The following is a 26912-nucleotide window of genomic DNA, read 5'->3' as shown; positions in this document are numbered from 1 at the left end:
CGTAAGTTATCTTTGCAACGTCCCTACGTATTTTCACTTCCTTATGCCCCAGCAAATCTTACCTCTCTTTCGGTTTTCCTGTTCGATCATGCAGCAATGGGCGCAAACGCAGGTTCAGGGTGATCGGTATCCGGCCGTGTCCGGCCCGATGAAAGTGCGGGGCGCAGCCCCCGCTTCCGTACGCATTCTCTCCCAACGTTCACTGCACCTGCGGCCCCGCCTGATGCTTCTGTTGCTACTTGCCTGCATGCTTTATTCCCTGAGCCTGTCGTCGGCTACCCGCCGCTACCGGCTTACCTGGCGCGATGATCCGGCAACCACCATGACGATCGGTTTCGAAATCTACGGCGCCTCTAACGCCCGTGTGGTTTACGATACGCAAGACCACGACCGGGAGGTAAATGCCTACCGCCAATCGGCTAACCCCGCCCGCAGAATCAACCACGCGGGCATGCAAAACGTATTTGTGCGGTTGGGAGGCCTGCAACCCGGAACGATTTATTACTTCCTGGTCGTTGATGAGAATAGCGTGAGTAAGCGGATGATCTTTGAAACCCCGCCCAACAGCCCGGACCAACCACTCAGCATTATCGCCGGCGGAGACAGCCGCAACAACCGCCCGGCAGCCGTACGGGGAAACCGACTGGTGAGCAAGCTCCGCCCTCACTTCGTGCTCTTCGGCGGAGATATGACCAATACCGACACCCCCAGGGAATGGCAGGATTGGTTTGACGACTGGCAACTCACCATCAGTAGCGACGGCCGGCTGACTCCCATCGTGCCCGCCCGCGGCAACCACGAACGGGCCAATTCCTCTATCTACAATCTCTTCGATACCCCGCACCAGGAGGTTTACTACGCTCTGAGCTTCGGCGGAAACCTGCTGCGTACTTACACTCTCAACAGCAGTTTCCCGCCGGGGGGGCATCAACTGAATTGGCTTACGGCCGACCTGTCCCGCACCAAAACGTCCTGGAAAATTGCCCAGTACCACCACGCCATGCGGCCGCATACTGCCTCGAAGCCGGAGCGCGACGAACTGATCACGCTCTGGGCTACTCAGTTTGCCCGCTACGGGGTAAACCTTGTGGTCGAGTCTGATGCTCACACGGTGAAACAAACCTGGCCGATTCGCCCGAGCAGAGCACCCGGATCAAGCGAAGGCTTCATCCGTGATGATGTGCGGGGAACGGTCTACGTAGGGGAGGGCTGCTGGGGAGCGCCCCTGCGGGCTAATAATGACGACAAACCCTGGACGAGAGCCAGCGGCCGCTTCAACCAGTTCAAGTGGATCTGGCTGGACGGAAGCCAGATGCAAATCCGGACGGTGGATATCGACCGGTCCGCCGGTGCGTCGGTGGAAGTGAACCCGGCTGCCCGGTTCCAGATACCTCCCGGAATGGAGTTCTGGGAACCTCGGGGTACCGGCGAGGTAGTCCGGATTCCTTTCAGGGAACACGCACCCGGTGGCAACCCCGGAGCAGGAAACCCACTCACCGACCGCACGCCCTCGATGCAAAGCACCAGCCCGCCACCGCCGGCTATCCTGCAGCGCGATGCGCGGGGTATCGTAAAGGTCGACTTTCGAATGCCGGTTAACGGCCAGCCACACATCATTGTAGTCGATGCCGGGAACAACCTGTTGTGGCAGCAAAAACTCCCCGTACGCGGGCCAGGCCCTTACTCCGAAGAGGTGGAGTTGCCCGCGCTGCCCCGCGCAGGAGGAATGAAACTGGTCATACGAGGCGGCGGGAAAGTAGTCGCTAAGTATATTCTGCAATAGTAATTAGCGGTTACAGCAGTTCTACAAAGTTCTTTAAGGCCGGGTTCTCGTTGTCCTTGCGCCATATGACCGAGAGGGTAGTCCGCTGAGGAATGTCGGTAAGCTCGATGAACTTTACGTCCATACGGTATCCCATCCTCAGTGAGGTGGGCACGATGGAGAGCCCGAACTTATTCTCGACGAGGCGGTAAATAGTAGTAGCGTGAACCGTCCGGTGAGAAACATTAGGCTTCAGGCCGCCATCGGTGAATATCTCCATCACTTTATCGTAATAAGGTTGGCTGTAACCGGGATCGAAAAGTATGAAGGGCTCCTCCGCCAGTTGATGAATGCCCGTATAGTTTTCGGCTGATACGGGGTGGTCTTCGGGCAAAACGATGGAAAAGGTATCGACGAAGAGCGGCTTACTGGCCAGTTCGCGGGGTACGGCGTCGAGGCGTACGAAGCCCAGGTCGATGTCGCGGGTGAGCAGGCGGTCAATCTGTTCCTGATTGCCCATTGCGTCGAGCCCGTAAATCACCTTGGGGTAATCTTTACGAAAGCGGAGCAAGAGTTCGGGAATGATGTTCTGCATCGCAGAACCAACGTAACCGAAATTTAAGCGCCCTTCCTGGCCCTCGTGCAGGGCGCGGGCGTGGTGCAGGGCACCATCGAGTTTCTGAAGAATGTTCGCTGCTTCGGTCTGCAAATAGATTCCTGCCGGAGTGAGACTTACGGTCCGGTTGGTGCGCACGAACAGAGGGTAACCGAGCTGGTCTTCCAACTGTTTGATCTGCCGGCTGAGGCCCGGTTGAGAGATGAACAGCCGGTCGGCTGCCCGCCGAAAGTGCAGTTCTTCGGCTACAGCAAGGAAGTAACGAAGGTGGCGAAGTTCTAATTGATAACTCATGGGTATCAATATAGTAAAAATTGATCTTGTGCGGTATCGTTTGTCGGGCTCATCTTTGCAATGATTTAACAAGTATGATTTTTCTCCGGGTCGGAGCCCTCAGATGCTATAGGTCAATATCCAATAAGTGATATATAACGGTAATTAAACGGATTGAACTTTCAGGGAGCTCCGCCCGCATTTATCCCACCTCCATTTTTATTGTATGCCATTCAGCTACGGCCAGGATCACCTGACTGCGGGCAAGGCTCTCGCCATTGCCCGCGGTGAACTATCCACCGCTATTTCACAGGAGACCATCGAACGGATCGAAGCGTCCCATGTTACTGTTTTGCAGATTGCAGCGGCAGACAGTGCCGTATACGGAATCAATACCGGCTTCGGGCCGCTGTGCAACAAACGGATCAAGCCGGAAGAGACCGTTGCCCTGCAGCGTAACCTGCTGCTGAGCCATAGCGTAGGGATGGGGGAGCCCATCCGGACGGAACTGGCTAAGTTGATGCTGATCCTGAAGGTTCATGCTTTGTGCAAGGCCTATTCGGGGATCGCTCTATACGTCATTGAACGGATTTGCTGGCACATCGACAACGATGTGATTCCGGTCGTTCCTGAGCAGGGCTCCGTTGGAGCCTCGGGAGATTTGGCTCCGCTTTCTCATCTGTTTCTTCCCCTGATCGGGGAGGGGGAGGTGATTTACGGAGGGAACCGTCAGCCCGCCGCGAGTGTACTGAAAACCCACGGCATGGAGCCTTTGGATTTGCACCCGAAGGCAGGGCTGGCCCTGATTAACGGTACCCAGTTTATGCTTGCTCACGCTGTGACGATTGTGGAAGAACTGCAATCGTTGCTCAGCCACGCCGATCTGATCGCCGCTCTCATGGTCGACGGTTTGCTGGGCTCCGCAATGCCTTTCCATCCGGCACTGCACGCGACCCGGCCGCATAAGGGGAATACACACGTGGCGGCAAGGATGGCTCATTTTCTGGCGGGATCCGAAATCAACGCTTCTCACATCAATTGCGACCGCGTGCAGGACCCCTACTCGCTGAGGTGTGCACCTCAGGTGCACGGTGCATCGCGCCACGCCTGGCTGCACCTCAAAGAGATCGTAGAAACCGAACTGAACTCCGTAACGGACAACCCGGTAGTGATCAACGGAGAGCTCATCATCAGCGGGGGGAGCTTCCACGGTCAGCCCATCGCGTTGCCGATGGATTACGCCTGCCTGGCCGCGCACGAAGTGGGCAGCATCTCCGACCGGCGGAGCTATTTCTCGTTGTACGGCATTTCAGGGTCGGTTCCGAAATTACTGGTGAAAGACACCGGCCTCCATTCCGGGCTGATGATCGTGCAGTACACCGGCGCAGCCCTGGTGAGCGAAAACAAAAGCCTTTGCTTCCCCGCTTCGGCGGATTCGATCCCCACTTCGCTGGGGCAGGAAGACCACGTGAGCATGGGCTCCATCTCCGGCCGGAAAACCCTGCGGGTATGTGGTAACCTCCGCAAAATCCTGGCGGTCGAATTGTTTTGCGCTTCGCAGGCGTTGGATTTTCACCGGCCGCTCAAATCGAGTGCTACCCTGGAGGCGGTCCATGCTCACGTCCGCGGGCAAATCGAGCACGCTGCGGCAGATCGCATTTACGGCGAAGATCTGCTGAAGGCCGAAGAGATCATCCGGAGTGGCAAATTGCTCGAGATTGTAGCGGAGTATGGGCCGGAGGGGTTTAGTGGCTTCGACGTTGATTTCGAGGTGTTTTAACTCCCTCTCTCAGCCCCTCCCCACGGGGGAGGGGGAGCATTTAAATTGCTTCGCAATTTGGCGTTGTAAGATCATCCTTTATCGCAAAATTTATCCTGTAACGACCAAACTTACCCTAATAAATCGCATAGAGATTTCCCGAAAGCCCCTCCCCGGTGGGGAGGAGTTGGGGAGGGGGTTCAGCCAATGAAAAATTTCCACCAACAAATACTAGAAGGCATCCCGGCTCACCTACCAGAGCCAAAGCCTTACGAAGACAAAGTCTCCCATGCTCCCCGGCGCAAGGACATCCTCACTCCCGCCGAAAAAGAACTCGCTTTGCGGAATGCCCTCCGCTATTTCAACCCCTCTCTGCACCCTGCGCTCGCGCCTGAATTCCTCGCTGAACTGAAGCAATTCGGCCGCATCTACATGTACCGCTACCGACCTGATTACGCGATGCACGCCCGGCCGATCGATGAATATCCGGCACGCTCGAAAACGGCGGCTGCGATCATGCTCATGATCCAGAATAACCTGGACCCCGCCGTGGCCCAGCACCCGCACGAACTGATCACCTACGGCGGCAACGGAGCTGTTTTTCAGAATTGGGCGCAGTACCGCCTGACGATGAAGTACCTGGCGGAAATGACCGACGAGCAGACGCTGCACCTCTACTCCGGCCATCCGATGGGACTGTTCCCGTCGTCGGAAAGCGCGCCACGCGTGGTAGTCACCAACGGTATGACGATCCCGAATTACAGCAGCCCGGACGACCTGGAGCGCGGCAACGCCCTGGGGGTAACGCAGTACGGCCAGATGACGGCCGGCTCGTACATGTACATCGGTCCGCAGGGAATCGTGCACGGCACGACGATCACGGTGATGAACGCTTTCCGTAAAATCAAGGCCGACCCGAAGGGCAAAATCTTTCTTACCGCCGGCCTCGGCGGAATGTCCGGCGCTCAACCCAAGGCGGGGAACATTGCGGGCTGCGTGACGGTCTGCGCCGAAGTGAACCCGGCTGCCGCCACAAAGCGCCACGAACAGGGCTGGGTAGATACCCTGGTTGATAATCTGCCCGATCTGGTGGCGCGCACGCGGGATGCAATGATGGCTGAACGGGCAGAGTCGATCGCCTACATCGGAAACGTCGTCGACGTGTGGGAACACTTCCTTAACGAAGACCTTTTCGTCCACGTCGGTTCCGACCAAACTTCGCTGCACAACCCCTGGAGCGGTGGCTACTACCCCGTAGGTATGAGCTTCGACGCCGCAAACGATCTGCTGGCCAGTGATCCGGATGCTTTCAAAGAAGCCGTGCAGGCTACGCTGCGTCGCCACGCCGCAGCAGTAAACGCTCACGCCGGGAAAGGAACCTATTTCTTCGACTACGGTAATGCCTTCCTCCTCGAATCTTCCCGGGCAGGAGCTAAGGTGATGGCCGAAGATGATATTCATTTTCGTTACCCCTCCTACGTGCAGGACATCCTCGGGCCGATGTGCTTCGACTACGGCTTCGGGCCCTTCCGTTGGGTTTGCACCTCCGGCAAACCGGAAGACCTCGATGCCACCGACCGCATCGCCGGTGAAGTACTCGGGGAGCTGATGAACGTTGCTCCTCCGGAAATTCAGCAGCAGATGCAAGACAACATCACCTGGATCCGGGATGCAAAATCGAATAAACTCGTTGTTGGTTCTCAGGCGCGCATCCTCTACGCCGACGCAATGGGCCGGCTGAAGATCGCTGCGGCTTTTAATGCGGCCATCAGGGCGGGGGAGATTGGCCCGGTCGTACTCGGCCGCGACCACCACGACGTTTCCGGCACCGACTCGCCCTACCGCGAAACGAGCAACATCTACGACGGTAGCCAGTTTACCGCCGATATGGCAATCCACAACGTTATCGGCGACAGCTTCCGAGGTGCCAGCTGGGTTTCGATCCACAACGGTGGCGGAGTGGGGTGGGGCGAAGTCATCAACGGCGGCTTCGGGCTGTTGCTCGATGGCTCCGACGCCGCAGAAAAGCGGTTGCGTAATATGCTCTTTTTCGATGTCAACAACGGCATCGCCCGCCGCAGCTGGGCAAGGAACCCGGAGGCGAAATTTGCCATTGAACGCGAAATGGAACGGACGCCGGAGTTGCGGGTGACGACCTCTGAACTCGTCGACGAAAAGCTTTTGGACCAACTATCTTTCACCTGATTGGGGCGAGCGCCTCCGGCGCGATCTGCCTGAAATTGCGCCGGAGGCGCACAACCCACCGTTATGACCCTTACCGGACCATTCACTCAGTTACTTCCCCTTACCGATCTTCCGCTCAGAGGAAAACTCTCCGACGACCAGCTGAAGATCATCCCCAATGCGGGCATCTTAACCGAAGAGGGTAAGATCATCGCAGTTGGTAACTTCAAAGAGTTGCGTAAAGAAACCTCAGGCAAAGGCGTCGAAGTCCATGAAATAGCGGGCGATACTGTCTGCCTTCCCGGTTTTACCGATTGCCATACGCACCTGCTCTTCGCCGGGAGCCGGGCGATGGATTATGCCGCCCGCAACGCGGGTAAAACGTACCAGGAAATCGGTGCCGCCGGCGGCGGCATCAAAGACACGATGGGAAAAACCCGGGCTGCCTCCGACGACGAACTGGCCAACTCCTTAAAGACCCGGCTCGACCGTCACCTCGGCAATGGCGTCACCACCATCGAAGTGAAATCGGGGTACGGCCTTAGCGTTGACCAGGAATTGAGGATGCTGCGCATCATCAAAACTACGGGCGATGCTCATGCTGCCGATGTCGTTCCCACTTGTCTGGCGGCGCACGTCATCCCGCCCGAAATCGGTGACGAACGCGCATGGCTACAGGCCATTCTGGAAAACATCGTGCCGGTTGTTGAGGCGGAGCAACTCGCTGGCCGGTTCGACATCTTCGTTGAGGGCGGCGCCTTCACTCCGGAGCACAGCCGATCATTTTTAGAGCGCCTGAAAAATCAGGGCTTCAACATTACCGTCCACGGAGACCAGTTCACGACCGGGGGCAGCCAGCTGGCCATCGACGTCGGCGCTCTGAGCGTGGATCACCTGGAAGCCTCCGGAGAAAAAGAAATTGCTGCGCTGGCGCAGAGCGACGTCATCCCCGTTGCGCTGCCCGGCGCGTCCATTGGTCTTGGTTGCGCTTTCACGCCCGCCCGCAGGCTGCTGGACGCCGGGGCTTCTCTGGCCATCGCCTCAGACTGGAATCCCGGTTCCGCGCCGATGGGCGACCTGCTCACCCAGGCCGCTATTCTGGGGACTTTTGAAAAATTGACCACCGCCGAAATACTGGCGGGCCTTACCTTTCGGGCGGCGGCAGCGCTGGGGTTGGGAGACAGGGGGAGGCTGTCCTCCGGTCAATTGGCTGATTTCATCGCCTTCCCCACCACCGATTACCGCGAAATACTTTACCAACAAGGTCAATTAAAACCAAACCGGGTATGGAAAAATGGATTGTCGATCATGTAGCTGATGCTTACCGCGCACCTGACCCCGAAGTCTGGACGGGCCGGACCACCACTCCCGAGCAGGGCGCGCAGTACTGGTACCAGAACGTTCAGCTCAGAAATTGGTCTGAAGGACTGTTGCCGGGTGCCGGTTTCGGTATCATCGGGTACGTCTGCGAAGAAGGTGTACGTAGGAATCAGGGGCGTTTGGGCGCGGCCGCGGGTGCAAAGTCGGTTCGGGAACGGATCGCGCGCATGGCCTGGCACCATGCTGAAAAAACCGTTGTAGACTACGGTGACGTCGTTTGTGTAGGGGAAGAGCTGGAGAACGCTCAGATGCAACTTGCCCTGATGGTGTTGCACCAGATCGAAGCCGGACAGGTACCGATTGTTCTCGGCGGAGGCCATGACGTTGCTTACGGTCATTTTTGTGGTATCAGAGCGGCAACGGAAGGTAAAAACGTCGGTATCATCAACTTCGACGCCCATTTTGATTTGCGACCGGTGACCGGCGAGCCCAATTCCGGTACTCCCTTCAACCAGATCCTCGACGAAGGGCTGGTGGATTATCTCGTCCTCGGAATCCAGCAGCAAGCGAACACTGCTGAACTGTTCACCATCGCAGAGGACTACGGGGTGGAGTACGTCTTGGCACAGCACTGTCGGACCTATCAATTGCCGACCATCATCCACACCCTTGAACGCTTTCTGGATCGCAACGACCACGTTTACCTCAGTATTGATCTTGATGGCTTCTCTTCGGCTTACGCACCGGGGGTGAGTGCGCCTTCGCCCTATGGCTTCAGCCCGGCCTTCGTGATGGCGGTACTTGAATATTTGCTTGCCTCCGGCAAGGTCATTTCCGTTGACCTGGCTGAGATGAATCCCGTCTTTGATGTAGACGGAAGCACGGCGCGCCTTGCGGCCGGGCTGGTGGATGTGATTTTGCGGGGGTGAAGTACCGGGAGGGCGAGAGAATTGCTCCCCTTACCCTCCCGATCTTACTTCACTTAGTCGATAGCTTTAGTGCACCATCTGGCTGTGCTTGTCGAAGGCGTGCTTCAAGAGGAAGTGCATCAAGTCCATTACGGCTGCTTCGATCAAAGAGTCCTCGACGGTAAATTCTTTGCCGCTGAAGAACTTTGGTGTGCTTCCGGACCCGGTGGGTGCGGTGTGCTTAACGTCGATGGATGTTCTCCATTTTTCGGCGTGTTCGGCCCATTCTTCCGTGTCGACGAGTTCTGGTGCATTGAACCAGACGTTCCAGGCCAAAACGTTGTCGGCGAGGAGCATGTTACCGGAGCCGGCATTGAAAACATTCATCACAAGACGGTTGAAGTCGTCGACGAAAGTGGAAGTTGTTGGTTGAGGCTCTCCAATTTTTACCTCCAGGTTCGCTACGCTCCAGGCTTCATCGTAGTGTTGTGCGAATGTCGGAACGGGGAAGTCGGTTGTCGTCCAGCGCAGCAGCGGGAAGATTTTTTGTCCGGGTACCTGTGGGTTATAGGTGTTGAGCTGAATAGCTTGCTGCTTGTTGCTGGGGAAAGGCCACTGGGCGGAAAGGGATTCGAAGATGGTCCAGGCTGTTTTTCCTAACGGGCTTTGTTCGATGTCGGGGCTGAACCAGATTTTTGGTTCGACGGTCATATCGGCATAAATCTCCCGGGTGTCTTCGTCGACCCATCCACGGTTGCCCGTTACGGTTACTTCTACGTTCAGTGTACCGAAGCCTTTGATCCATAAACCTTGCTGAGGGCAAATGATGGAATAGACCTTGCCCGTATCGGTGTAGCCCAGCCGGGAGATGTAGGGCGAAAACATCTGGTAGCACCGTGAATCAGGAATGCCAGGAACGGTCTCCCAACTGAACTCCGGCCATTGAACATTCTGCTGACGCGTCAGCAGGTTGATGTGGGTCATGTTTTGCTCCATCAGGAGCGACGAGAGGTCCGGGAGGGGATCGTTGGCCTTTGGGTTGGGATAAGGAAAAGCAGGATTCGATTGCTCGAATCCTCCGATCCAGCCTGGTGCAGCTTGCTTGTGGCTTGTAAATTTCATGATAGAAGAAGTATGGGTTAGTACAGGAGGGCGGTGCTCGAAGGAAAAAGGCGTCACCTTTCTCAGGAAAGGAGGAGAAACCTGCCAGGTTACTTTTGGTACGCTGATCCAATGTATCAACTCTTGCTGCTTTACCGTATCGCGAAACGCCCAACTCAGGCATTAGTACCTGATGGTTCAGGTGGTTTTACCCGCAAGGGGGAACGATGTAGTGAAGCGGGATATGCCCGAGGCGTACCTCCTGCAACCTGAGGAGAGCAGAAATCGTGTGTACCGGGTAATCGGTGGAAGTTGGAGGAAGGATAAGTTGATCAGTAGGCTCGGGTTTGCTTCGCAGCTGCCTACGGCGGTCAGCCGGAGGCTTGGAGTTGTGAAGCTCCGGCTGAAGGATAGGAAAGCAGGTAGTAACCGGGCTGTTTCTTGCAGTGGAACCCTTTCAGGCTGAAGCCTGAAGAACAATTATTGCACCTGCGGCCCCGCCCTGAAAATTCAGGTTTTCAAACAGAGCGTATTAATAGGGTTAATAGGTAGAAATGGTGTTTAATTCACAAAAAAAGGTCTTTACTTGCTGAATAGCGGGTGTTAACGTAAATTCACTTCAAATCTATGTGTCTGCGTGAAGCCTCCCGTAAACTATAGTTTGTAAACCTGACGTACGGCCATCTTATGGTGACGAGAAAGAGCCAGAAGCAATACCCTTAGAGATAAGTCAAACTAACTACGGCTTCAGATTGCGCTCTGCTGAGTCAGGCTTTGTTGAGATTACCGTGACGCTGGAAGACGGGACAAGAGAACAATATCAATTCAACACGAAGCCTTTACCAGCCGTACCTAGAGTAGGCAATTATGGCCCTAAGACTACGGAATGGGTTAGAACTATTGTTTTCAAATCACAGCAAGGCCTATATGCCCAAATTGAAGGCTTTGATATTTGTGCCGTCTGTAAGACGATCAGCTACGAGATCATCCGGATATCTACAAGCAACGACGCCGAAATTGTGACAAACGAAGGCGGCAAGTACGAGCCTGAAGCCCGGGCACTTATTGATCAAGCCCAACCCGGCAATCGCTACATCTTCACCAAAATCCGCTACCGATGCCCCGGCGCACTCGTGGACCAAGTAGGGGAGACCTTGAGTTTTGAGTTGAAGTAATCAGTAGGCCCGGCTTCAGCCGGAGGCTTGAAATTTAGGCTGTCAAGCCTCCGGCTGACCGCCGTAGGCAGCTGCAAAGCAAACCCGGGCCTACGGGTAAATGACAGCTGATAAGCGCACTAAACGCCCGCAAACACTCTCAAAAATACAGTGTGAAAGCCTTGAGGAAAAGTTTCAGCGCAGCCTGAAGGCTGCGGAACAAATCACCCAACCTGAAGCGCCCGCTCAAACATCCCGATCACGTCAATAAATTCATCCGGCAAAAAGGCATTCATCACCTCTTCAACCGGAGCTGGAACCGGGCCGTAAAAAGCCTCCGAAATACTCCCTGCCATCGCCGCCTGGGTGTCGGTGTCTCCGCCGAGGGAAATGGCCAGGCGGATGCTGTCGAGCAAATCTTTGGAGTCGAGGAAAGCGATGATGGATTCAGGGACGGAACCGGCGCAGCTCACGTCGAAAGCGTAGTCCGGCCGAATTTCTTCGATGGTGCGGCGGAGGTTATACCCAAAGGTCTCGGTGATGTACTGGCGGATGTCTTCTTTGCCGCCGCCCTGCCGGGCGAGGAAGATCGCAGCGGCAATCGCCTGAGCACCCTTCACGCCTTCCGGGTGGCCGTGGGTGGGCAGCGCAGATGCTTTCGCTTCGCGAAGCACCGATTCTATGTCGTTGAAGAGCCAGCCGACGGGACTGACGCGCATGGCGGAACCGTTGCCCCAGCTGGAGTATTCTTCTTCGAGTTCATCGCGCATCCACTTTTTGAAGGTGCCGCCGTAACCGGCGTCGGGGTAACGGAGCGCGTAGTCTTTGATGGTCTCGCCGTAATCGAGTTGGTTCAGGATGGCGTCGGCAACGGCGACGGTAAGTACGGTGTCGTCGGTAAAGTGGCACTCGGTGGTGAAGAGGTCGAAGTCGTAGTCTTTGGCACCGTTGCGTTCGAGGCGGCTGCCGATGATGTCTCCGAGGATGGCTCCTTTCATATTTCTCTGCTTTGCGTTCGGAAGAACCCCGGATTACGTAGTCGCTTTGCGACTGACTCCATCCGGAGTTGGGTACGTTTGACTCCTTCGGAGTCTTTGGTTAAGGACAGGATTTTGGTTCGTTAGGGCTGCCGCGAATTGGAGGTGTGAAAGGTGTTACGTTGCTACCGCACGTTGGGTGTGGGGTAGGTGGCATTTAACCTGTCTCCTAAGTCGATGATCTCTTCGCGGCGGGCGAGGGCTTCCAGCCAGTTGGCGGGGATAGATTCTACACCGTAGAGCAGTGCGGCGGGGGCGCCTGCGATGCAGGCGGTGGTGTCGGTATCCTCGCCCAGGTTTACGGCGTTCAGGACGGTGTCGCGGTAGTTGTCAGCATTGAAGATGGACCAGAGCGCGGCCTCCAAACTTTGCACCACGTAACCCGAACCCCGCACCTGCGTGCGCGCCACCCTGGCAAAGTCCGCCTTGATGAGCGTCGCTAAAGTATCGAGTTCCTCGAGGGGCAGATTAGCTGCCATCAGGAAATCGAGCAGCTCCCGGCGGGCCAGCTCCAATGCTTTCTCCTTCTTCTCAGCGGTAACGATGTGATGGCAAAAACGCAGGTACAAAAAGCAGCAACACACCGAACGGATGTGCCCGTGCGTGAGCGCCGAATGCTGCCAGATGGGTGCGATCCACTCCGCCACGGGCTTGTCGCGCAGGTAGGCGTAGAGCGGGAAGATGCGCATGAGGGCGCCGTTGCCGTTGTCAGATTCTTTGGCGCTTTGGTGCAGGGTGCTCAGTTCTGAGGTTTTATTGTTCCGGAACAGGTTTCCCAGGTGGTCGATGGCCCGGCTGGTCGTCATGCCGATGTCGAAGATTTCATCATTGGGGGTCCAGTAACCGTGGTGTTTATAGTTGATCAACCGTTTCGACTGATCCACCAAATCAAAGCTCCCCGTAGCCAGGCTTTCCGCCAGGCCGAAGGCCAGGCTGCTGTCGTCGGAGAAATAGCCCGGCGGCTGGTAGTACGTACCGTAGCCCCGAATGTCGGTCACCGGGTTTTTATCCAGTTCGCTCCGGGTCTGAAATTCTACGGGGACGCCGATGGCGTCCGCTACGGATAGGCCGAGGAGGGCGGTGGTTATTGGGTTCATAGTGGTGAGCTATCTGGGTTGAGCGCCTCTGGCCCGAATCGCGCCGGAGGCGCTCAGCCCAGTCATGAGACTAATTCAAATACTTCGCCACAATCGGCATCCGGCGCCCCATTCCGAAGCTTTTGCTGCTTACGCGCAGTACCGGTGCGGTCTGGTAGCGTTTGAACTCGTTGATGTTGACGAGGCGCAGGGTGCGTTTCACGAGGGCTTCGTCGAAGCCCATCCCGATGATGTCCTGAGGGCTTTTGGTGCACTCGATGTACTGGTACAGGACGGCGTCGAGTTGGTCGTAGGGCGGCAGGGAGTCGGAGTCGAACTGATCGGGTTTGAGCTCGGCGCTCGGTGGCTTGGTAATGATGTTGTCGGGGATCACCTCGCCGTCTTTATTGATGTAGCGGGCCAGCTCGAAACATTCCGTTTTGTACACGTCGCCGATCACGCTGAGACCGCCGCACATATCGCCGTAGAGCGTGCCGTAGCCGACGGCCATTTCGGATTTATTGGAGGTGTTCAGCAGAATGTTACCGAATTTATTACTGAAGGCCATGAGCAGCATTCCCCGGGCGCGGGCCTGAAGGTTTTCTTCGGCAAGACCTTCGTCTTTGCCCCAGAAGTGAGGCTTCAGGACGTCCATGTAGGCATCGTAGATGCCTTCAATAGGGATGATGTCGTACTGGCAACCGAGGTTCTGGGCAAGCTCACGCGCGTCGTTCACGGAGTGGTCTGAGCTGTACTGGCTCGGCAGCAGGATGCAGCGTACGTTTTCGGGGCCAAGGGCGCGGGCGGCAAGCACGGCTACCAACGCAGAGTCAATCCCTCCGCTGAGACCTAAAATGGCACGCTTGAACCCCAGCTTACCGAAGTAGTTCTTAATGCCCGTCACGATGCCGTCGTGAATCAGCGTCATCTTGTCCTTCGGCTCTTCACCGGAGACGTTGTCCTTGCTCTTCACCTCTTCGGTGTTGTAGATCCGCATGCTCTCCTTGAAGTAGGGCATCTCATCGATCACCGTCCCGTCGGCGTGGAGGACGAGGGAGCCCCCGTCGAACAAAACCTCCGTCTGCGCACCGACGTGGTTGACGTAGTACATCGGCAGGTTGTAGAGCTTGCAGTTGGTCTGCATCACCTCAATGCGGTTGGCGGCGTGGTCATAGGCGAAGGGGCTGGCGGAGACATTGATGATCAGGTCCGGCTTGTGCTCCATCATCATGTCCATCGGGTTGATCTTGTACAGCGGGTTCTCGTTGCCGACGTTCCAGCTGTCTTCGCAAACAACCAGGGCGATGGTTTTGTCCATATATCGCACCACGCCCCACTCGTGGGCCGGCTCGAAGTAGCGGTACTCATCGAAGATGTCGTAAGTCGGCAGCAGCGTTTTATGCTGTATGTTCTGTACGCGACCGTTGGCAAGAAAGTAAGCGCTGTTGTAAAGGTCTTTACCTTCAACGACGGGGTTGCGGGTGATGGAGCCTACTACAATCGCGATTCCGTCGGCAGCCTTGGCCAATTCCTGAATAACAGCTTCCGCTTTTTCGACAAAGTCGTCGAATTCAAGAAAATCACGGGGCGGATAGCCAACGGTAGCTAATTCAGGGAAAACGACGATGTCGGCACCCTGTGCCTTGGCCCGGGCGGTATAATCCAGCATTTTAGCCAGATTGGCATCAAAATTCCCTACGTGGACATTGATTTGGGCGAGGGCGATGTTCATAACAGTTTCGTTTGGTTACAGCAAAGATAGGATATAGTTAGTTTAAAAACAAAACTAAGTTGCGGGGCTTGTTTTTGTGCCTGAGAGTAAAGATAGCATGCTTACCATTCTGTCTCTTATTCTTTACCTAAGTCAGAGTGGTTTGGTATAAGCTCTTTTTGCACCTGCGCCCGCGCCACATCTTTCTTCCCGGTAGGTGATGGACTATCGCCTAAAATGGTAGCTTGTATCCCAGCCCCATGACCAGAATATTGCCGGGTTGTTCCTTGATCTGGTTGGGTGTATGTTCGTAGCTAAGGTGAGCCACAACGTTCTTGTGCCGCACCCGCAGTCCCGTACTGAGCAGGAAGTAGTTGTTGGAAAAGAAACTGTTGAAACTGGAATCGAACGCATTGTAGTTACTCAGGCCTGCGGTGAGCTGCACGGTGAAATCTTCTTTATGAACGGGAGAAAAAGCCAACGAGACGTTTCCCTTCACCATCGATTGGGCTACATTGAACTGTTCTTCCCAGCGAAAACTGTTGTACACGTAGCCGAGGGAAAACAGCATTCCGAACCACTTCATTCGTTGGGAGGCCGCAGCTTCGATTTCGTAACTGATGCCAAGCGAGAACTGATCCGTATCGTAATTCATGTCCCGCATGACCAGGTTAGAAGCAATGATGGAGTGGCGGTAGTTGATCCGGCTGGGAATACGACCTTCGTTGATCTCGACCTGCTGCAGGTGCTCGCATTCGCTGTAATTGCGGAGCACGCGCATGATCGAGGCGTCGTTGAAGTCGGCCCGGCGGGCTTGTTCAATTACGTCGTCACAGCTTCTGACGAAAAACTTCAATTTGTTGCGGAACCGGCTGGGGTTGGCGTGCAGCCGTTCATAAATGACGATAGTAGTGAGCTCCAGTACCAACTCTATGTCATCCTGACGCAGCAGGTAAAAATAGTTCTCTGTGCCAAGGGCTTTAGCGTCGTATTCGTTACCGTCGAGATTGACCCGGATGAGTTGAATTTCTCCGTCAATAAGCACTTCGCCGAACCGCTGCTGCAACACGGGTTTGCCCCGCTGGCCCGGATCAGGAATTTCGGCCGTAACGGAGCGGTAAGTGCGACCGTTGCCGGCAAGGGTAAACTCGGAAACGCTGGTGGGACTCAGCTGCTGCTCATCTTCGACTCCCCGCTCTGCAAACCGGATGGCCCGGCCGTAGCCGGACACACCAGACTTTCGGACAGTACCCTCTTTCGTTGTGCCGTCAGCAAAGACGACGAGGTCGGTATTTCTTTTCTGTGCCTGCAGGTTCAAAGCAGGTAGGAAAGAAAGGAGTAGTAATAACAGGAGGGCGCGCATGCTGCGTGGATAGAGATGAAGGAAAAATGTGTGATAAGATAAGACAATTTTTCTTTCGGGTAGCCCGATGTTATTACCCCGGGGTTGATAGTTAGATATTTAGAGCATACGGCTGCTGTGCTTTAAGAGCTTGTTCGGGTTTAATACTTCGGCTTGCTTGCACCAAATTTAATGCTGCACTTCTTCGCTCAAAATTTCCACAGCTATGGTTATGCAAGTTTCTCGCTCATCGTTCAGCATCGAATTTGTCGGTAATCAGCCAGAAGGCAAAACCCGAACAAGCTCTAAAGAGAAGGGTATTGCGCTGACCTGGGCGGCTCCGTACGCTAACGGTTTACTGGACCCGGTCCAGTCCTGATTTGGCCAGGATGTGCAGGCCAGTTTTGTATTCTGCCGGGGAGATGTCGAGACAATCGGAAAAATACTTCTGTGCGAGCTCCTTATTACCGCGTTTTTCTTCGATCAAGCCGGCCTGCAGGGCCGATTTGCAGGCGTAAAAAGCGGGGTTGTCTCTTCCCATCCTGACAGTCTGGAGGTAAAAAGACAGCGCTCCGTCGTAGTCGTTCAGGCCGTCGAGAACGCGGCCGGTACGGTAATAATATTCCAGGCGTTCGATTTCGCTGAGGGTGGAGATGTCGATCTTTTCCAGTCGGGCGCGGGCGCGGGTGCAATAGTTGCCGTCGAAGAGGAGCCGGGCGCGCAGCAGTTCCGGTTGAGGGATTTGGTGGCGGGCTGCCTCCATTGCTGCGTTTTGGTCGCCACCGGCTTTGCTTCCGCCACCAATGCGCGACATTGCCTTATGGTACCCTTCTTCGTCTCCGCCGAGCAGGTAAGCCCAGGCGATTTTTTGCTGCGCTTCTTCCTTAAAATGCCGTCCGGCGTACCGCACGTTGAACGATTGGAAGTACAGGCGTGCTGTAGGGTCCAGGGTCCGTAGTTTTGCCAGGCCCAGCATAAAGTCGAGGTAAGGGAAGTCTTCCGCGGCTCCGCCGCGGGGCTGGTTCTCGAGCGTACGCAGGGCCAGATCGTTGCGGCCGCTGCGCATCGCCAGGTTGGCCAGGATGAAACAGTGGAGTGAGTTGGTCTTCGGCTTCAGGCCAAGGTTGTTTATTTTCTCGAAGGCTGCCTCGGGTTCCCCGGCAAGGTGGAGTTCCAGAAAGGCCGAAAGTACCTGGGTCTCGAGGAGAAAAGGGTTGTTCTCGTCGGACAGCGCGAGCGCGATTTCAGCCCTTCCTTCAGCAATAGTTCCGTTTAGGGAGCTGAACAATTCTACGCCCCATTTATACTGAGGTGGGATGCTGCCAACGGCAGCATGCAGTAACCCGAGGTCTTTGTACGTCAGCAGGAAGTCGGGGAATTCCTTAGCATTGTCCCGCAACAGTTTGTGGGCTTTATTGAGCTCGCGGAACGCAGCCAGGTGCCGTTCGAAACGAAGGTGGATCAGGCTGCGGTGAAGGCGCGCTTCGGCGAGCGCATAACGAAAGTAGGGAGAGCTCTCTTCGCCGTCTTCCAGAGCATCTATTCTGCGGTCAAAGCGGGCCGAGAGGCGCTCATCGATCCTTTCGTCGCCATTGAGGTAGAGGCGAAAGAAATCGAGGTAACTCTCGAGGTGCTCCGCAGCCAGGTTAGTGGGGTAACGCTCGCGGAATACGTCCAGGTCCGACTGCGCACCGTCCAGTTCCATTGCCAGAATCCGGTTGTAGATGATCTGCGCCTGGGTTGTCATGGCATAATGACGATCGGAGGATTCCCTCTCTTCCGGCCCTGCTCCTTGGGAGCTACTTTCCCTATAGAAGTCTGCATCGGCTGCAAACCCCCCTCCACAACCCCTCCCCACGAGGGAGAGGCTCGTGAAAACGCTTCGCGTTTTGAGTGCAGAATCACTACTGAAATGCGGTTTTTGTACTTGTGTAGGGAGGGTAGCTCCTCGCGAGAGGAGAGACGTGGCAGCAGAGGATGGTGCGGCAGCAGCACTACCCACTGATAGCAACAGTGTTAATGCAAAAAATAAAGCTCTAAGCATATTTACCGTAAATCTTGGCGATGGCGGAGGCAAGGTCGTGGTCCTTTTGGGTCACGGTGTTGCCGGCATCGTGGGTAGTCAGGTTTACGGATACTGTATTGTAAACGTTGCTCCAGTTGGGGTGATGGTTGGCCGCTTCGGCAGCAAAGGCCACTTCGGTCATAAAGGCAAAGGCCTGGGTAAAGTCTTCGAACTTGAACTCTGCCCGGAGGGCGTTATCTTTTTCGGTGAAGGGCATGGTTTTGGTTCTTGGGTACGGAAAACACAAAGGTACGGTCGTAATCGGTAGGCGCACCCTGGCTTACAGACTAAAAAAACGTTAAGGAAACAGCTACCCGGCCAACTCTCCTAACCGCTCCGTAACCTTGGCTGCAATCTTCTCCATCACTCCGTCTTCGAAGGGGTTCTCTAGCCGGGCAAGTTCAACGAGCTTGAGAAAAGATTTTGATCCTCCGGCTTTGCAGAGTTCGACGTAGTCGGCCCAGGCACTTGCATGATCGGCTTCGTCTTTTAGCCAGAACTGGAAGGCGCAGATCTGAGCCAGGCAGTAATCGATGTAATAGAACGGCATGCCGAAGATGTGGAGCTGGCTCTGCCAGTAGGTGCCCTTGTCGAGAAACGGATGGTCGGAGTAATCTACGTGCGGGAGGTACTCGCTTTCGAGGCGTTTCCAGGCGGCGTTGCGTTCGGCCGGGCTCCAGGTCGGGTTTTCGTAAACGAGGTGTTGAAACTCATCTACGGCACAGCCGTAGGGCAGAAAGCGCATCGCGCTCTCGAGGTGGGCGTAGTAGTATTTCTTGGCGTCTTTGCCGAAGAAGTCGGGTACGCCGGGATAGGCGAAGAACTCCATACTCATGCTGTGGATTTCGGCCGCGTCGTAGGTGGGCCAGTTGTACTCCATCGGCTTCTGGTGGCGGCTGGAATATACCTGAAAGGCATGACCAAACTCGTGGGTAAGGACGTCTACATCGTGGCTCGTCCGGTTGAAGTTACTGAAGATATACGGGGCACCGTAATCATTGATGTAAGTACAGTAGCCTCCGGTTGCTTTGCCGTCTTTGGCTTCCAGGTCCATCAGTTGGCGGTCTTCGAGGAGGCGGAAAAAGTCTCCGGTTTCATGGCTGAGGCCATCGTAGAGTTTGCGGGCTGCGGCTACGGTGTCGGCCATTTCTCCTACTGGCTTTGGGTTGCCATCGGGGAAGCGGAAGTTCACATCGTAGTAGGTCAGGCGGTCCACTCCGATGCGTTCTGCCTGAGATTTTGCCAGCTTTTGGGCAATGGGAACGATGTGTTGCTTTACCTGCCGACGGAAATTAGCAACCTGCTCCGGGCCGTAATCGGTACGGTTCATATTGGCGTAACCGAGGCCTACGTAGTTATTGTAACCAAGCTTCTGGGCCATTCCGTGGCGTACCTGAACGAGGTCGTGATAGATGGTCTCGAACTGATCTGAATGTTCGGCCATCCAGTCCCATTTGGCTTTGCTGGCGCGGTGGCGCTCTTCGCGGTCGGCTACTTGTTCGAGGGGAATGATGCTGCTCAGCGTATAGGTTTTACCATCGAGGTCGATTTTGGCTCCGCCCTTCAGTTCGGTATACTCGCTGTAACCTTTATTGGCAGCCTGCATATCTTCGATGATCTCGGGCTTGAAAGTTTTGATGCTCAATTCGGCGGTGTCGAAGAGCTGGCTTCCGAATTTTTGCTCTAGTGCAGCGCGGTGTTTGCTGTTGATCAGTGCGCGGTAATAGTCCATACTCCAACCCTGGGTGGCGGGCAGGTGCTCATCGAACCATGCCTTTTCGGTTTTGTAGAACTCGTCCCGCGTATTGATGCTGTACCGGATGTAACTGATGTTTTGCATCGTTGCGATGCCGGCGCGGATACTGTCGATCTGCTCTACTGCAGCGATGGCGCTGTTGATCGAGTCGGCGGCTTCCAACTCGGCCAGTACGGCCCGAAATGCTTTCTCGGCTTGCTCCAGATCGGGGCGTTGGTAGTCGAAATCGGGAAAGGCAGCTTGTGGGTTAGTGGACATTTTTTGAGCTTTGATTCGTTGGTTTGTTAGGGAAAAGGCTTTTTCGGGGTGGTTTGTTTTCTTTGGCGCGCACGCAGGTGCAGGGCAGGTTGACCGAGGAGCAACGAAAGAGAAGCGAAATGAAGGGGCGCATGCGTTTGTACCTTGCTGCTCCAACCTTTGTGGCACCTGCGTTTGCGCCCGTAAAATGAACCTTACGAACCATTGCTGCCTTGAACTAAAAGACACTAAATTAAAATTCAGGTTATGTGCGGCCGCTACAGCATTGTGATTACCGAAGAGCAACTCCGGAAACAATTCTCCCGTCAGTTGAAATTGCCCGCTGGCGGATTGGCGGAAAACTATAATGTAGCCCCTACCCAAAACGGCCTGGTGCTGACCAACCATGCGCCCGATCAACTCGCTACCTTCCGCTGGGGCCTTGTACCCTTCTGGGCCAAAGACCTGAAAATCGGCGCCCGCATGATTAACGCCCGCAGCGAAGGAATTGAGGATAAGCCGAGTTTCCGTAAGCCCATCCGCGAGCGGCGCTGCCTGGTACTGGCCGACAGTTTCTACGAGTGGCAACGCCGCGATGGTAAAAAGCAGCCCTTTCGTATCAAACCCGCCAACGGCAATTTGCTGGTGATGGCGGGTATCTGGGAGCAATGGCAACCAAAGGAAGAACCCGACGCTAAACCTGTCTTTACCTATTCCATCATCACTGGTGCCCCAAACAAAGAAATGAACCCCATCCACGACCGGATGCCCATGCTGCTCAGCAACGAAGCCGCGCAGGAGGAATGGCTGGCAGCGGAAACACCGCTTCCGCAAGTTCTCAACCTGCTCACCACGCCGCCCGACGGTACGCTCGAATACTATCCCGTTTCACCCCTGGTGGGCAATGTGCGGAACAATGGCGCAGAATTGCACCAGCCGATTGGTTAGCGGGCAGGAGGTAGTGCTGCCGCCGTAACCAATTACTTCGCTAGGTTTGTTCGCCCTGGGTGAGTAAACGTAGCGCCGCGAACGGTAATTGCGGCAGCACTACTCACTACCTTACTACAAACTACCCCCTACTTCACCACTTTCAGGCTCAAATCCAGGCTGGTAGCTGAATGCGTGAGCGCTCCGACGGAAATGAAGTCTACCCCCGTTTGGGCAATCTGGCGGATGCTCTTCAGGGTGATGCCACCACTGGCTTCGGTCTCGAAGCGGCCATCGATGTGGGCAATGGCTTCTTTCAGAATGGGCACCTCGAAGTTGTCGAGCATAATACGGTCGACCTGCCCGATTTTCAGGACCTCCATCAACTCCACAAGGTTACGAACCTCGACGGTGATGGGTAGTTTCATGTTGTTTTCCGAGAAAAAGGCCTGTACCCCCTCGATGGCAGCGGTGATAGAGCCAGCCGCGTCAACGTGGTTGTCCTTGATCATGATGCGGTCGTAAAGCCCGTCGCGGTAATTGCTGCAACCACCCAGACGAACGGCCCATTTCTCCAAAAAGCGGAGGTTGGGGGTTGTCTTGCGCGTATCGAGTACGGTTACGGGCAGGTCCTCTACTTCGAAAGCGTAGCGGTTGGAGAGGGTGGCAATGCCGCTCATCCGTTGCATGGTGTTTAGCACCAGGCGTTCGGCCTGCAGCAGCGCACGGGAGTTACAGGTAACGAAGAAGGCTTCGTCGCCCGGGTGCATCAGGTCGCCGTCGTTCATCTTCTGCTCGAACTCTGCAGTAGGGTCTACGGCCAGGAAGATCATTTGGGCAACTTCCACGCCGGCCAGAACGCCAACGTCTTTTACCAATAAGCGGGCTGTGTCCCGGTTACTGGCGGGGATGGTGGCTTCGCTGGTGTAGTCTCCGGGCCCTACATCTTCGGCCAACGCCTCGTTGATAAACTGAAGGATGCGCTGACGAAGGGGTTCGGACATTGGAGTGGTAGACATATTTTCTTATTTTGAGCCGCAAAGTTAGTCGTTTTACCAGCATGAAACCAGCCCATTACTTCGCGGCGTGTATTAAAGGGTTGGAGCCAGCGCTTTCGGGCGAATGGTCTGCGATAGCAAAAGCATACGATGGCCGTGCGTACCATAACTTCAATCACCTGGAAGAAATGCTGGGTCATCTGCCTTGCCTTTTACCTTCCCCTGCACCTGCTGCCGAGCCCGTATTCGGGATTGCCCTGATTTACCACGACATCGTGTACCGTGCCGGCCGAAAAGATAATGAAGCCCGAAGCGCCGTCAAGGCAGTGGCTTTTCTGCAAAAAGCGGGCGTGAGTGAAGCCGGCCAAAGCCGCTGTCATCAACTGATAATGACCACCAAAACCCACGCAGCAACTACCGAAGAGGAAGCCCTTTTGGTGGACCTGGACCTCGCTGTTCTCGCGCGGGACCCCGCCGGCTATGACGAATACACCCGCGCCATCAGGAAGGAGTTCGGGATGTTTCCCGACTTCGTTTATCGTCCCGGCCGCAAAAAAGCACTGCGCCATTTTCTGGAAAAGCCATACATATACCACGGCGCTATCGCCCGCGGGCAGTGGGAAGACGCAGCGCGCAGTAACCTGGAGCGGGAGTTAGGGCAGTTGTAACAAAAGGCTCACACTACTGGACATTTTTGATTTTCCACCTCACCCTCCGCCCTCTCCAGCAAGCTTCGCCTAAGGCTCAGCGGAGAGGGAACCAAACCTCGAAGAAGCCGCGAAGCGAAATGTCCAGTAGTGCGCAAAAAGCTATTTCGCATCGAGCAAGAGCCTGATGTCTTTCATCAGGAAGTCAACCTCCTCCGGCTTCAGCCCGCTGGCGTAGGAGCGCACAAAACCATTACGATCAACCAGAACGATGTAGCCACTGTGATCGAAACCACCGGGAGCATCCGGGTTCTCTTCAGCGATGCTGAGGTAGTCGGCATCCAACTCACTGATCTCGAAGCGGTCTCCGTAGATATAGCGCCAGCGGTCCATGTTTTTTGTGCCGAGTTGCTCGGCGTACATCTTCATTTTTTCGGGTGTGTCGCGCTTGGGGTCTACGGTAAAGGAGACCATCCGGAAGTCGGGCTCGTCGGCAAATTCTTCTTCCAGGCGCAACATCTGGCCCTTTACCTTAGGGCAGATGGTGGGGCAGGAGGTGAAGAAAAATTCGGCGACGTAAACCTTTCCCCGCAGGCTGTCGGAGCCGAAGGGACGCTCAAGCTGATCGATGTAATTCCAATCACGGACGGGCTCGGGGGCAGGAGCTCCTGTTGCCGGGTCGGTTGGGTGGTTGCCGGGGAATCCAAGTTCGTTTTCCAGGTACTTCCCGGTTTTTGGGTCTTTCGGGTGGCGGGCGTAAAAGGGATGTTGATCCGAAGACTCTATGCTGGCGAGCCCGTTGGAGTCGCCGCAACCTACGAGGATGAAGACCGATAGTATGAAAAACAAAGCGCGGGAATACATGTGATGAGTTTTGTTACCCAGAGAAACGGATGTCGGGCCATTGGGTTGTCATCGTCCGGTTAATGTAGGGTGATTAAAAAAGCGCGGCCCGGAAACACAAACGTTTCCGGGCCGCGGTACTAAAACTCAACAACGTGTAATTTCTAGTTGCGGTGACGACCACGAATCTTATCGCCGATCAGATCGTTGATGTCATCCCCGTCCCGTCGGTATTTACGGATGTAATCAGCAGAAACCCCGTGAATTTTGAGCTTCGTCAGTTGCTCAAAAGGAATTTTCCCGTAGCCGAGGACCTCGTAAGATTGTACGAAACGAGGCGTAATGCCGTGGATACGGGCGGTTACGTAATCGTCGAATTCCAGTTCCGTGTATCCCATGTCCCGGAGCTCCTGTACCTGGTCTGCATTCACACCGTGAATGGCGGCTTTGCTGGCGTCATCAAGCGAGAGTCCAGTAAGGCCAGCCTTTTTAAGATCTCCGATTTTGCGCTTGCTTACGCCATGAATTTTAGCGGTAATCACGTCGTCTATTTTCAGGCTTGTGTAACCGAGCTCAGCCAGTTCGCTGACGTAGCTTGCGTTTACTCCGTGAATGGCTGCATTGCGGGCATCTTCGAGCGAAAGGTTACCTAACCCTGCTTCGCGCAGGTTTTCGATGTGTTCGGTCCGGACACCATGGATGCGTGCTTCCAGCACGTCATCAGGGCTCAGGTTGTCGTAACCGAGGTCTTTGAGTTCCGCAACATACGCGCTGGAGACGCCGTGAATGGATAGGTTGATGATGTCGTCGAATTGCATTTTTCGGAAGCCGGCCTTTGTCATGTCTTCCACGAAATCTGCACTGAGGCCATGAATTCTGGCCTTCATCACGTCGTCGAGGGTGAGGTCTTTGTAGCCCAGCCCGGAGAGTTCGTTGATGTATTTATCGTTTACGCCATGGATGCGGAGTTCGATCATTTTATCCATGTCCGGCTTACCGTAACCTGCGGTCTGGTAACCGGAAAGGGCCGAACGGAATTCATCTTCGCTAAGGCCGAAGATGGCGAGTTTGAACAGCTCGCGCTCGGTAGGTTTGTAGTCTTCGCGGTTCAGGTAGTCGAGGTAGCCGGAGGTGAAGTCGATGAAGAAAAAGTGGAGCAATTCCATGTCTTCGTAGCCATCGTACCCCTTGGCGGCCAGCATTTTTCTGAAGTTCGGGTCCGGAAGGAAATCGAAGCTGCCTAAGCCTTCGGGGCCGTTGAAAACGCCGTTGAAGGTGACGGTTCCCGATTCGCGCTGCAGGGAGAAATCGCCCGTCTGTCCGGTAGGAAGAGTTCCCAGTTCGGCGCGTGGGAAGCAGCGACTATTGGTTGAAAGGTGCTGACGGTCGCCCTGGGTAACGATGAAGGTGAAGCAGACTTCGTCGTCTTCGATCTCTGCGGTCCAGCTGCGGCGGGCCTTGTCGAAATCTTCGTTGGTCGCACTTACGGCCGGATTTGCTACGGGGAGAATCACCACATCCGGCACTGGAGTTACCGCGGGGGCAGGGGAGACCTGAACGGTCATGGCGGGCAACGGGAAGGACGTCGCCTCCGAAGCCGCTACGGGGCTTACCGCTACGGCAATAGCCGTTTCGGCGGGTGCGGAAACGGGCTCGGCAGCAGGTGCAGGGTGAGGGATCGCAACGGGAGACGCGGCCTCGTGGTCAGGCGCGGGCACCGGCGCTGTTTGCGCTACCGCATTGAACTGAATCACGGAAAGCAGGAGCAGGGGGAGGATGGTGAGGTACTTCCAGCCGGAAGCCAGGGAGGATTTTTTGGATTTCATCATGGTGATACGCTTTTCAAGAAGGGATTGGTTGTAGCTGGTTGTGAGGCCGAGAGGGAAATTGGGAACGGCAACCTTTACGAGGCTCATCTGGTAATCGACCGGGTCTTCGCCCTGGCGAATCACCTCCGCATCGGTCAAAAATTCGAGGTTGTTCTCGATGGCCCGCCGGTAGAGCCAGGCGAAGGGGTTGCACCACTGCACAATCACGACGAGCTCAGCGAGGAGAAGGTCGATGCTGTGCCGTTGCCGAACGTGCACCGCCTCGTGTTGTACGATCTGGTGGTACGTCTCAGGGTCGTAGCGATCGGGGTTCAGGAATACCCGGTTCCAGAAAGAGTAGGGGGCCGCCTCTTCTTTCAACTCCACGAGGTGGAAGCCTCCGGCATCGAAGCCGGGGTGGCGGATCACCTTCACGATCAGGTAGCCCAGTTGAACCAGAAAGTGAAGCCCGAAAATGGCTACACCTCCCAGATAGATCAACCACAGTAACTTCCCGTAATTGATTCCCGCCGGAAGGGAAGCCCGGGCGGTTTGCTGGTCTTGCGTTGTAATGATTTGGCCCGTCGTGGTACTCGCCGGAGGGGGAGCCGTTGCGGGGGTCATCTCTGCCTTGGTTGCTGCGCTCTCCGTCGCGCTGGTACCGGCCCTGGAAATCAGGCTCGTGTTAGCTACGGACGAAGAAGGCTCCGTTGCATCAGGAACGACGGATTCGGTCACCAGCGCTTTCCGGAGCGACCAGGCGGCAGGCACCGTTACGAGGGGTAAAACGAGCGAACCGACCAGGCAGCCAAGCAGGACCCAGCGGTTGAGCGAAAAGTGGGTCTCGTTCCGCAGCAACAACCAGTAGTAGGCGAAGCAGCCCGAAAGCAGAAGACCGGCGTGGATCAGGTAAATCATTTTTTCTGGTCTTTAATCATTTTAAGGAGGCGTTCCAGTTCTGCTTCGTCCAGCTTTTTCTCCTTAGCGAAATAGTTGACGAGCTTCATCGGAGAACCATCGAAAAAGCCCTTTACAACGTCTCCAACTACTTTGCTTTGGTACTCTTCTTTGCTGACGACGGGGAAGAACTGGTAAGCATTGCCCTGCTTCTCGAAATCGACAAAGCCTTTCTGTTTGAGCAACTTTACCATCGTGGAGACGGAGTTGTAGTGGGGGCGTGGCTCGGGCATCATTTCTACGATGTCTTTCACGAAAGCACGCTCAAGTTCCCAGAGGGCCTGCATGATCTGAGCTTCGCGTTTGGCTAGTTTCTGCATAATTACTAATTGATTAGTACAAATATATACTAATGGATTGGTAGTTACAACTAATGCATTAGTATTTAACGTTTTCGCGCTTTTGTCAGTACCTCTGGGGCCGGAATTAGA

General features: G+C 55.4%; 21 protein-coding genes. 8 read left to right on the top strand and 13 right to left on the bottom strand.

The window, feature by feature from the left end; genetic code table 11:
• The first annotated feature begins 43 nt into the window (after window positions 1-43).
• Window positions 44-1783 (top strand): purple acid phosphatase family protein, encoded by a 1740-nt coding sequence (locus tag FUA23_RS05580; RefSeq protein ID WP_147929741.1) that lies wholly within the window; start codon window positions 44-46, stop codon window positions 1781-1783.
• A 10-nt stretch (window positions 1784-1793) separates the two neighbouring features.
• On the opposite strand, the gene FUA23_RS05575 is transcribed toward FUA23_RS05580, so the two are convergent.
• Window positions 1794-2672, bottom strand: coding sequence for a LysR family transcriptional regulator (locus FUA23_RS05575; RefSeq protein ID WP_147929740.1), 879 nt, complete (start codon window positions 2670-2672; stop codon window positions 1794-1796).
• A gap of 205 nt (window positions 2673-2877) precedes the next feature.
• Between FUA23_RS05575 and hutH the strand changes: the two genes are divergently transcribed.
• The 4 genes from hutH (at window position 2878) to hutG (ending at window position 8843) form a co-directional block, all read left to right on the top strand.
• The gene (gene hutH, locus FUA23_RS05570; RefSeq protein WP_147929739.1) at window positions 2878-4431 is read left to right on the top strand and encodes a histidine ammonia-lyase; all 1554 of its coding nucleotides are present in this window, start codon (window positions 2878-2880) and stop codon (window positions 4429-4431) included.
• A gap of 186 nt (window positions 4432-4617) precedes the next feature.
• Entirely contained in the window at window positions 4618-6615 is a 1998-nt protein-coding gene (locus FUA23_RS05565; RefSeq protein WP_147929738.1) for a urocanate hydratase, read from the top strand.
• A 63-nt stretch (window positions 6616-6678) separates the two neighbouring features.
• Window positions 6679-7908 (top strand): imidazolonepropionase, encoded by a 1230-nt coding sequence (hutI, locus tag FUA23_RS05560; protein ID WP_147929737.1) that lies wholly within the window; start codon window positions 6679-6681, stop codon window positions 7906-7908.
• Window positions 7881-8843, top strand: a complete 963-nt coding sequence (gene hutG / locus FUA23_RS05555) for a formimidoylglutamase (protein ID WP_147929736.1) — start codon at window positions 7881-7883, stop codon at window positions 8841-8843. The genes hutI and hutG overlap by 28 nt, the downstream gene beginning before the upstream one ends.
• Window positions 8844-8909: 66 nt before the next feature.
• Here the strand turns inward: hutG and FUA23_RS05550 are convergent, their stop codons facing one another.
• Entirely contained in the window at window positions 8910-9944 is a 1035-nt protein-coding gene (locus FUA23_RS05550) for a hypothetical protein (RefSeq protein ID WP_147929735.1), read from the bottom strand.
• Window positions 9945-10675: 731 nt separating this feature from the next.
• On the opposite strand from FUA23_RS05550, the gene FUA23_RS05545 reads away from it, so the two are divergent.
• Window positions 10676-11098, top strand: a complete 423-nt coding sequence (locus FUA23_RS05545) for a GldM family protein (protein ID WP_187270901.1) — start codon at window positions 10676-10678, stop codon at window positions 11096-11098.
• Between the two features lie 203 nt (window positions 11099-11301).
• On the opposite strand, the gene FUA23_RS05540 is transcribed toward FUA23_RS05545, so the two are convergent.
• The 7 genes from FUA23_RS05540 to FUA23_RS05510 all read right to left on the bottom strand — a co-directional run bounded on the left by FUA23_RS05540 (window position 11302) and on the right by FUA23_RS05510 (window position 20322).
• Window positions 11302-12075 (bottom strand): ADP-ribosylglycohydrolase family protein, encoded by a 774-nt coding sequence (locus tag FUA23_RS05540; RefSeq protein ID WP_147929733.1) that lies wholly within the window; start codon window positions 12073-12075, stop codon window positions 11302-11304.
• Between the two features lie 164 nt (window positions 12076-12239).
• Entirely contained in the window at window positions 12240-13211 is a 972-nt protein-coding gene (locus tag FUA23_RS05535) for an ADP-ribosylglycohydrolase family protein (RefSeq protein ID WP_147929732.1), read from the bottom strand.
• 70 nt (window positions 13212-13281) lie between these two features.
• The gene (locus FUA23_RS05530) at window positions 13282-14922 is read right to left on the bottom strand and encodes an NAD+ synthase (RefSeq protein WP_147929731.1); all 1641 of its coding nucleotides are present in this window, start codon (window positions 14920-14922) and stop codon (window positions 13282-13284) included.
• A gap of 211 nt (window positions 14923-15133) precedes the next feature.
• Window positions 15134-16264 carry a hypothetical protein gene (locus FUA23_RS05525; protein ID WP_147929730.1) on the bottom strand — a complete coding sequence of 377 codons (1131 nt, stop codon included), beginning with the start codon at window positions 16262-16264 and terminating at the stop codon, window positions 15134-15136.
• Between the two features lie 334 nt (window positions 16265-16598).
• Window positions 16599-17990: a hypothetical protein gene (locus FUA23_RS05520; protein WP_147929729.1), complete on the bottom strand. Its 1392-nt coding sequence runs from the start codon at window positions 17988-17990 to the stop codon at window positions 16599-16601.
• Between the two features lie 289 nt (window positions 17991-18279).
• Window positions 18280-18525, bottom strand: a complete 246-nt coding sequence (locus FUA23_RS05515) for a 4a-hydroxytetrahydrobiopterin dehydratase (RefSeq protein WP_147929728.1) — start codon at window positions 18523-18525, stop codon at window positions 18280-18282.
• A 93-nt stretch (window positions 18526-18618) separates the two neighbouring features.
• Window positions 18619-20322, bottom strand: coding sequence for a M3 family oligoendopeptidase (locus FUA23_RS05510; RefSeq protein ID WP_147929727.1), 1704 nt, complete (start codon window positions 20320-20322; stop codon window positions 18619-18621).
• A 246-nt stretch (window positions 20323-20568) separates the two neighbouring features.
• On the opposite strand from FUA23_RS05510, the gene FUA23_RS05505 reads away from it, so the two are divergent.
• A complete protein-coding gene (locus FUA23_RS05505; RefSeq protein ID WP_147929726.1) occupies window positions 20569-21249 on the top strand; it encodes an SOS response-associated peptidase in 681 nt (226 codons plus the stop codon).
• 128 nt (window positions 21250-21377) lie between these two features.
• Here FUA23_RS05505 and nadC read toward each other — a convergent pair whose 3' ends face one another.
• Window positions 21378-22247, bottom strand: a complete 870-nt coding sequence (gene nadC / locus FUA23_RS05500) for a carboxylating nicotinate-nucleotide diphosphorylase (protein WP_147929725.1) — start codon at window positions 22245-22247, stop codon at window positions 21378-21380.
• Between the two features lie 41 nt (window positions 22248-22288).
• On the opposite strand from nadC, the gene FUA23_RS05495 reads away from it, so the two are divergent.
• Complete coding sequence (locus FUA23_RS05495; RefSeq protein WP_147929724.1) at window positions 22289-22894, top strand: HD domain-containing protein; 606 nt, start codon at window positions 22289-22291, stop codon at window positions 22892-22894.
• Window positions 22895-23035: 141 nt separating this feature from the next.
• Here the strand turns inward: FUA23_RS05495 and FUA23_RS05490 are convergent, their stop codons facing one another.
• The 3 genes from FUA23_RS05490 to FUA23_RS05480 all read right to left on the bottom strand — a co-directional run bounded on the left by FUA23_RS05490 (window position 23036) and on the right by FUA23_RS05480 (window position 26801).
• A complete protein-coding gene (locus FUA23_RS05490; RefSeq protein ID WP_147929723.1) occupies window positions 23036-23737 on the bottom strand; it encodes an SCO family protein in 702 nt (233 codons plus the stop codon).
• Between the two features lie 143 nt (window positions 23738-23880).
• A complete protein-coding gene (locus tag FUA23_RS05485) occupies window positions 23881-26442 on the bottom strand; it encodes a M56 family metallopeptidase (protein WP_147929722.1) in 2562 nt (853 codons plus the stop codon).
• Window positions 26439-26801: a BlaI/MecI/CopY family transcriptional regulator gene (locus FUA23_RS05480; RefSeq protein ID WP_147929721.1), complete on the bottom strand. Its 363-nt coding sequence runs from the start codon at window positions 26799-26801 to the stop codon at window positions 26439-26441. Before FUA23_RS05480 ends, FUA23_RS05485 begins: the two co-directional genes overlap by 4 nt.
• Window positions 26802-26912 lie beyond the last annotated feature (111 nt).

This window comes from Neolewinella aurantiaca (genome assembly GCF_008014675.1).
GTDB lineage: Bacteria > Bacteroidota > Bacteroidia > Chitinophagales > Saprospiraceae > Neolewinella > Neolewinella aurantiaca.
This window is presented reverse-complemented; position numbering and strand designations above follow the sequence as displayed.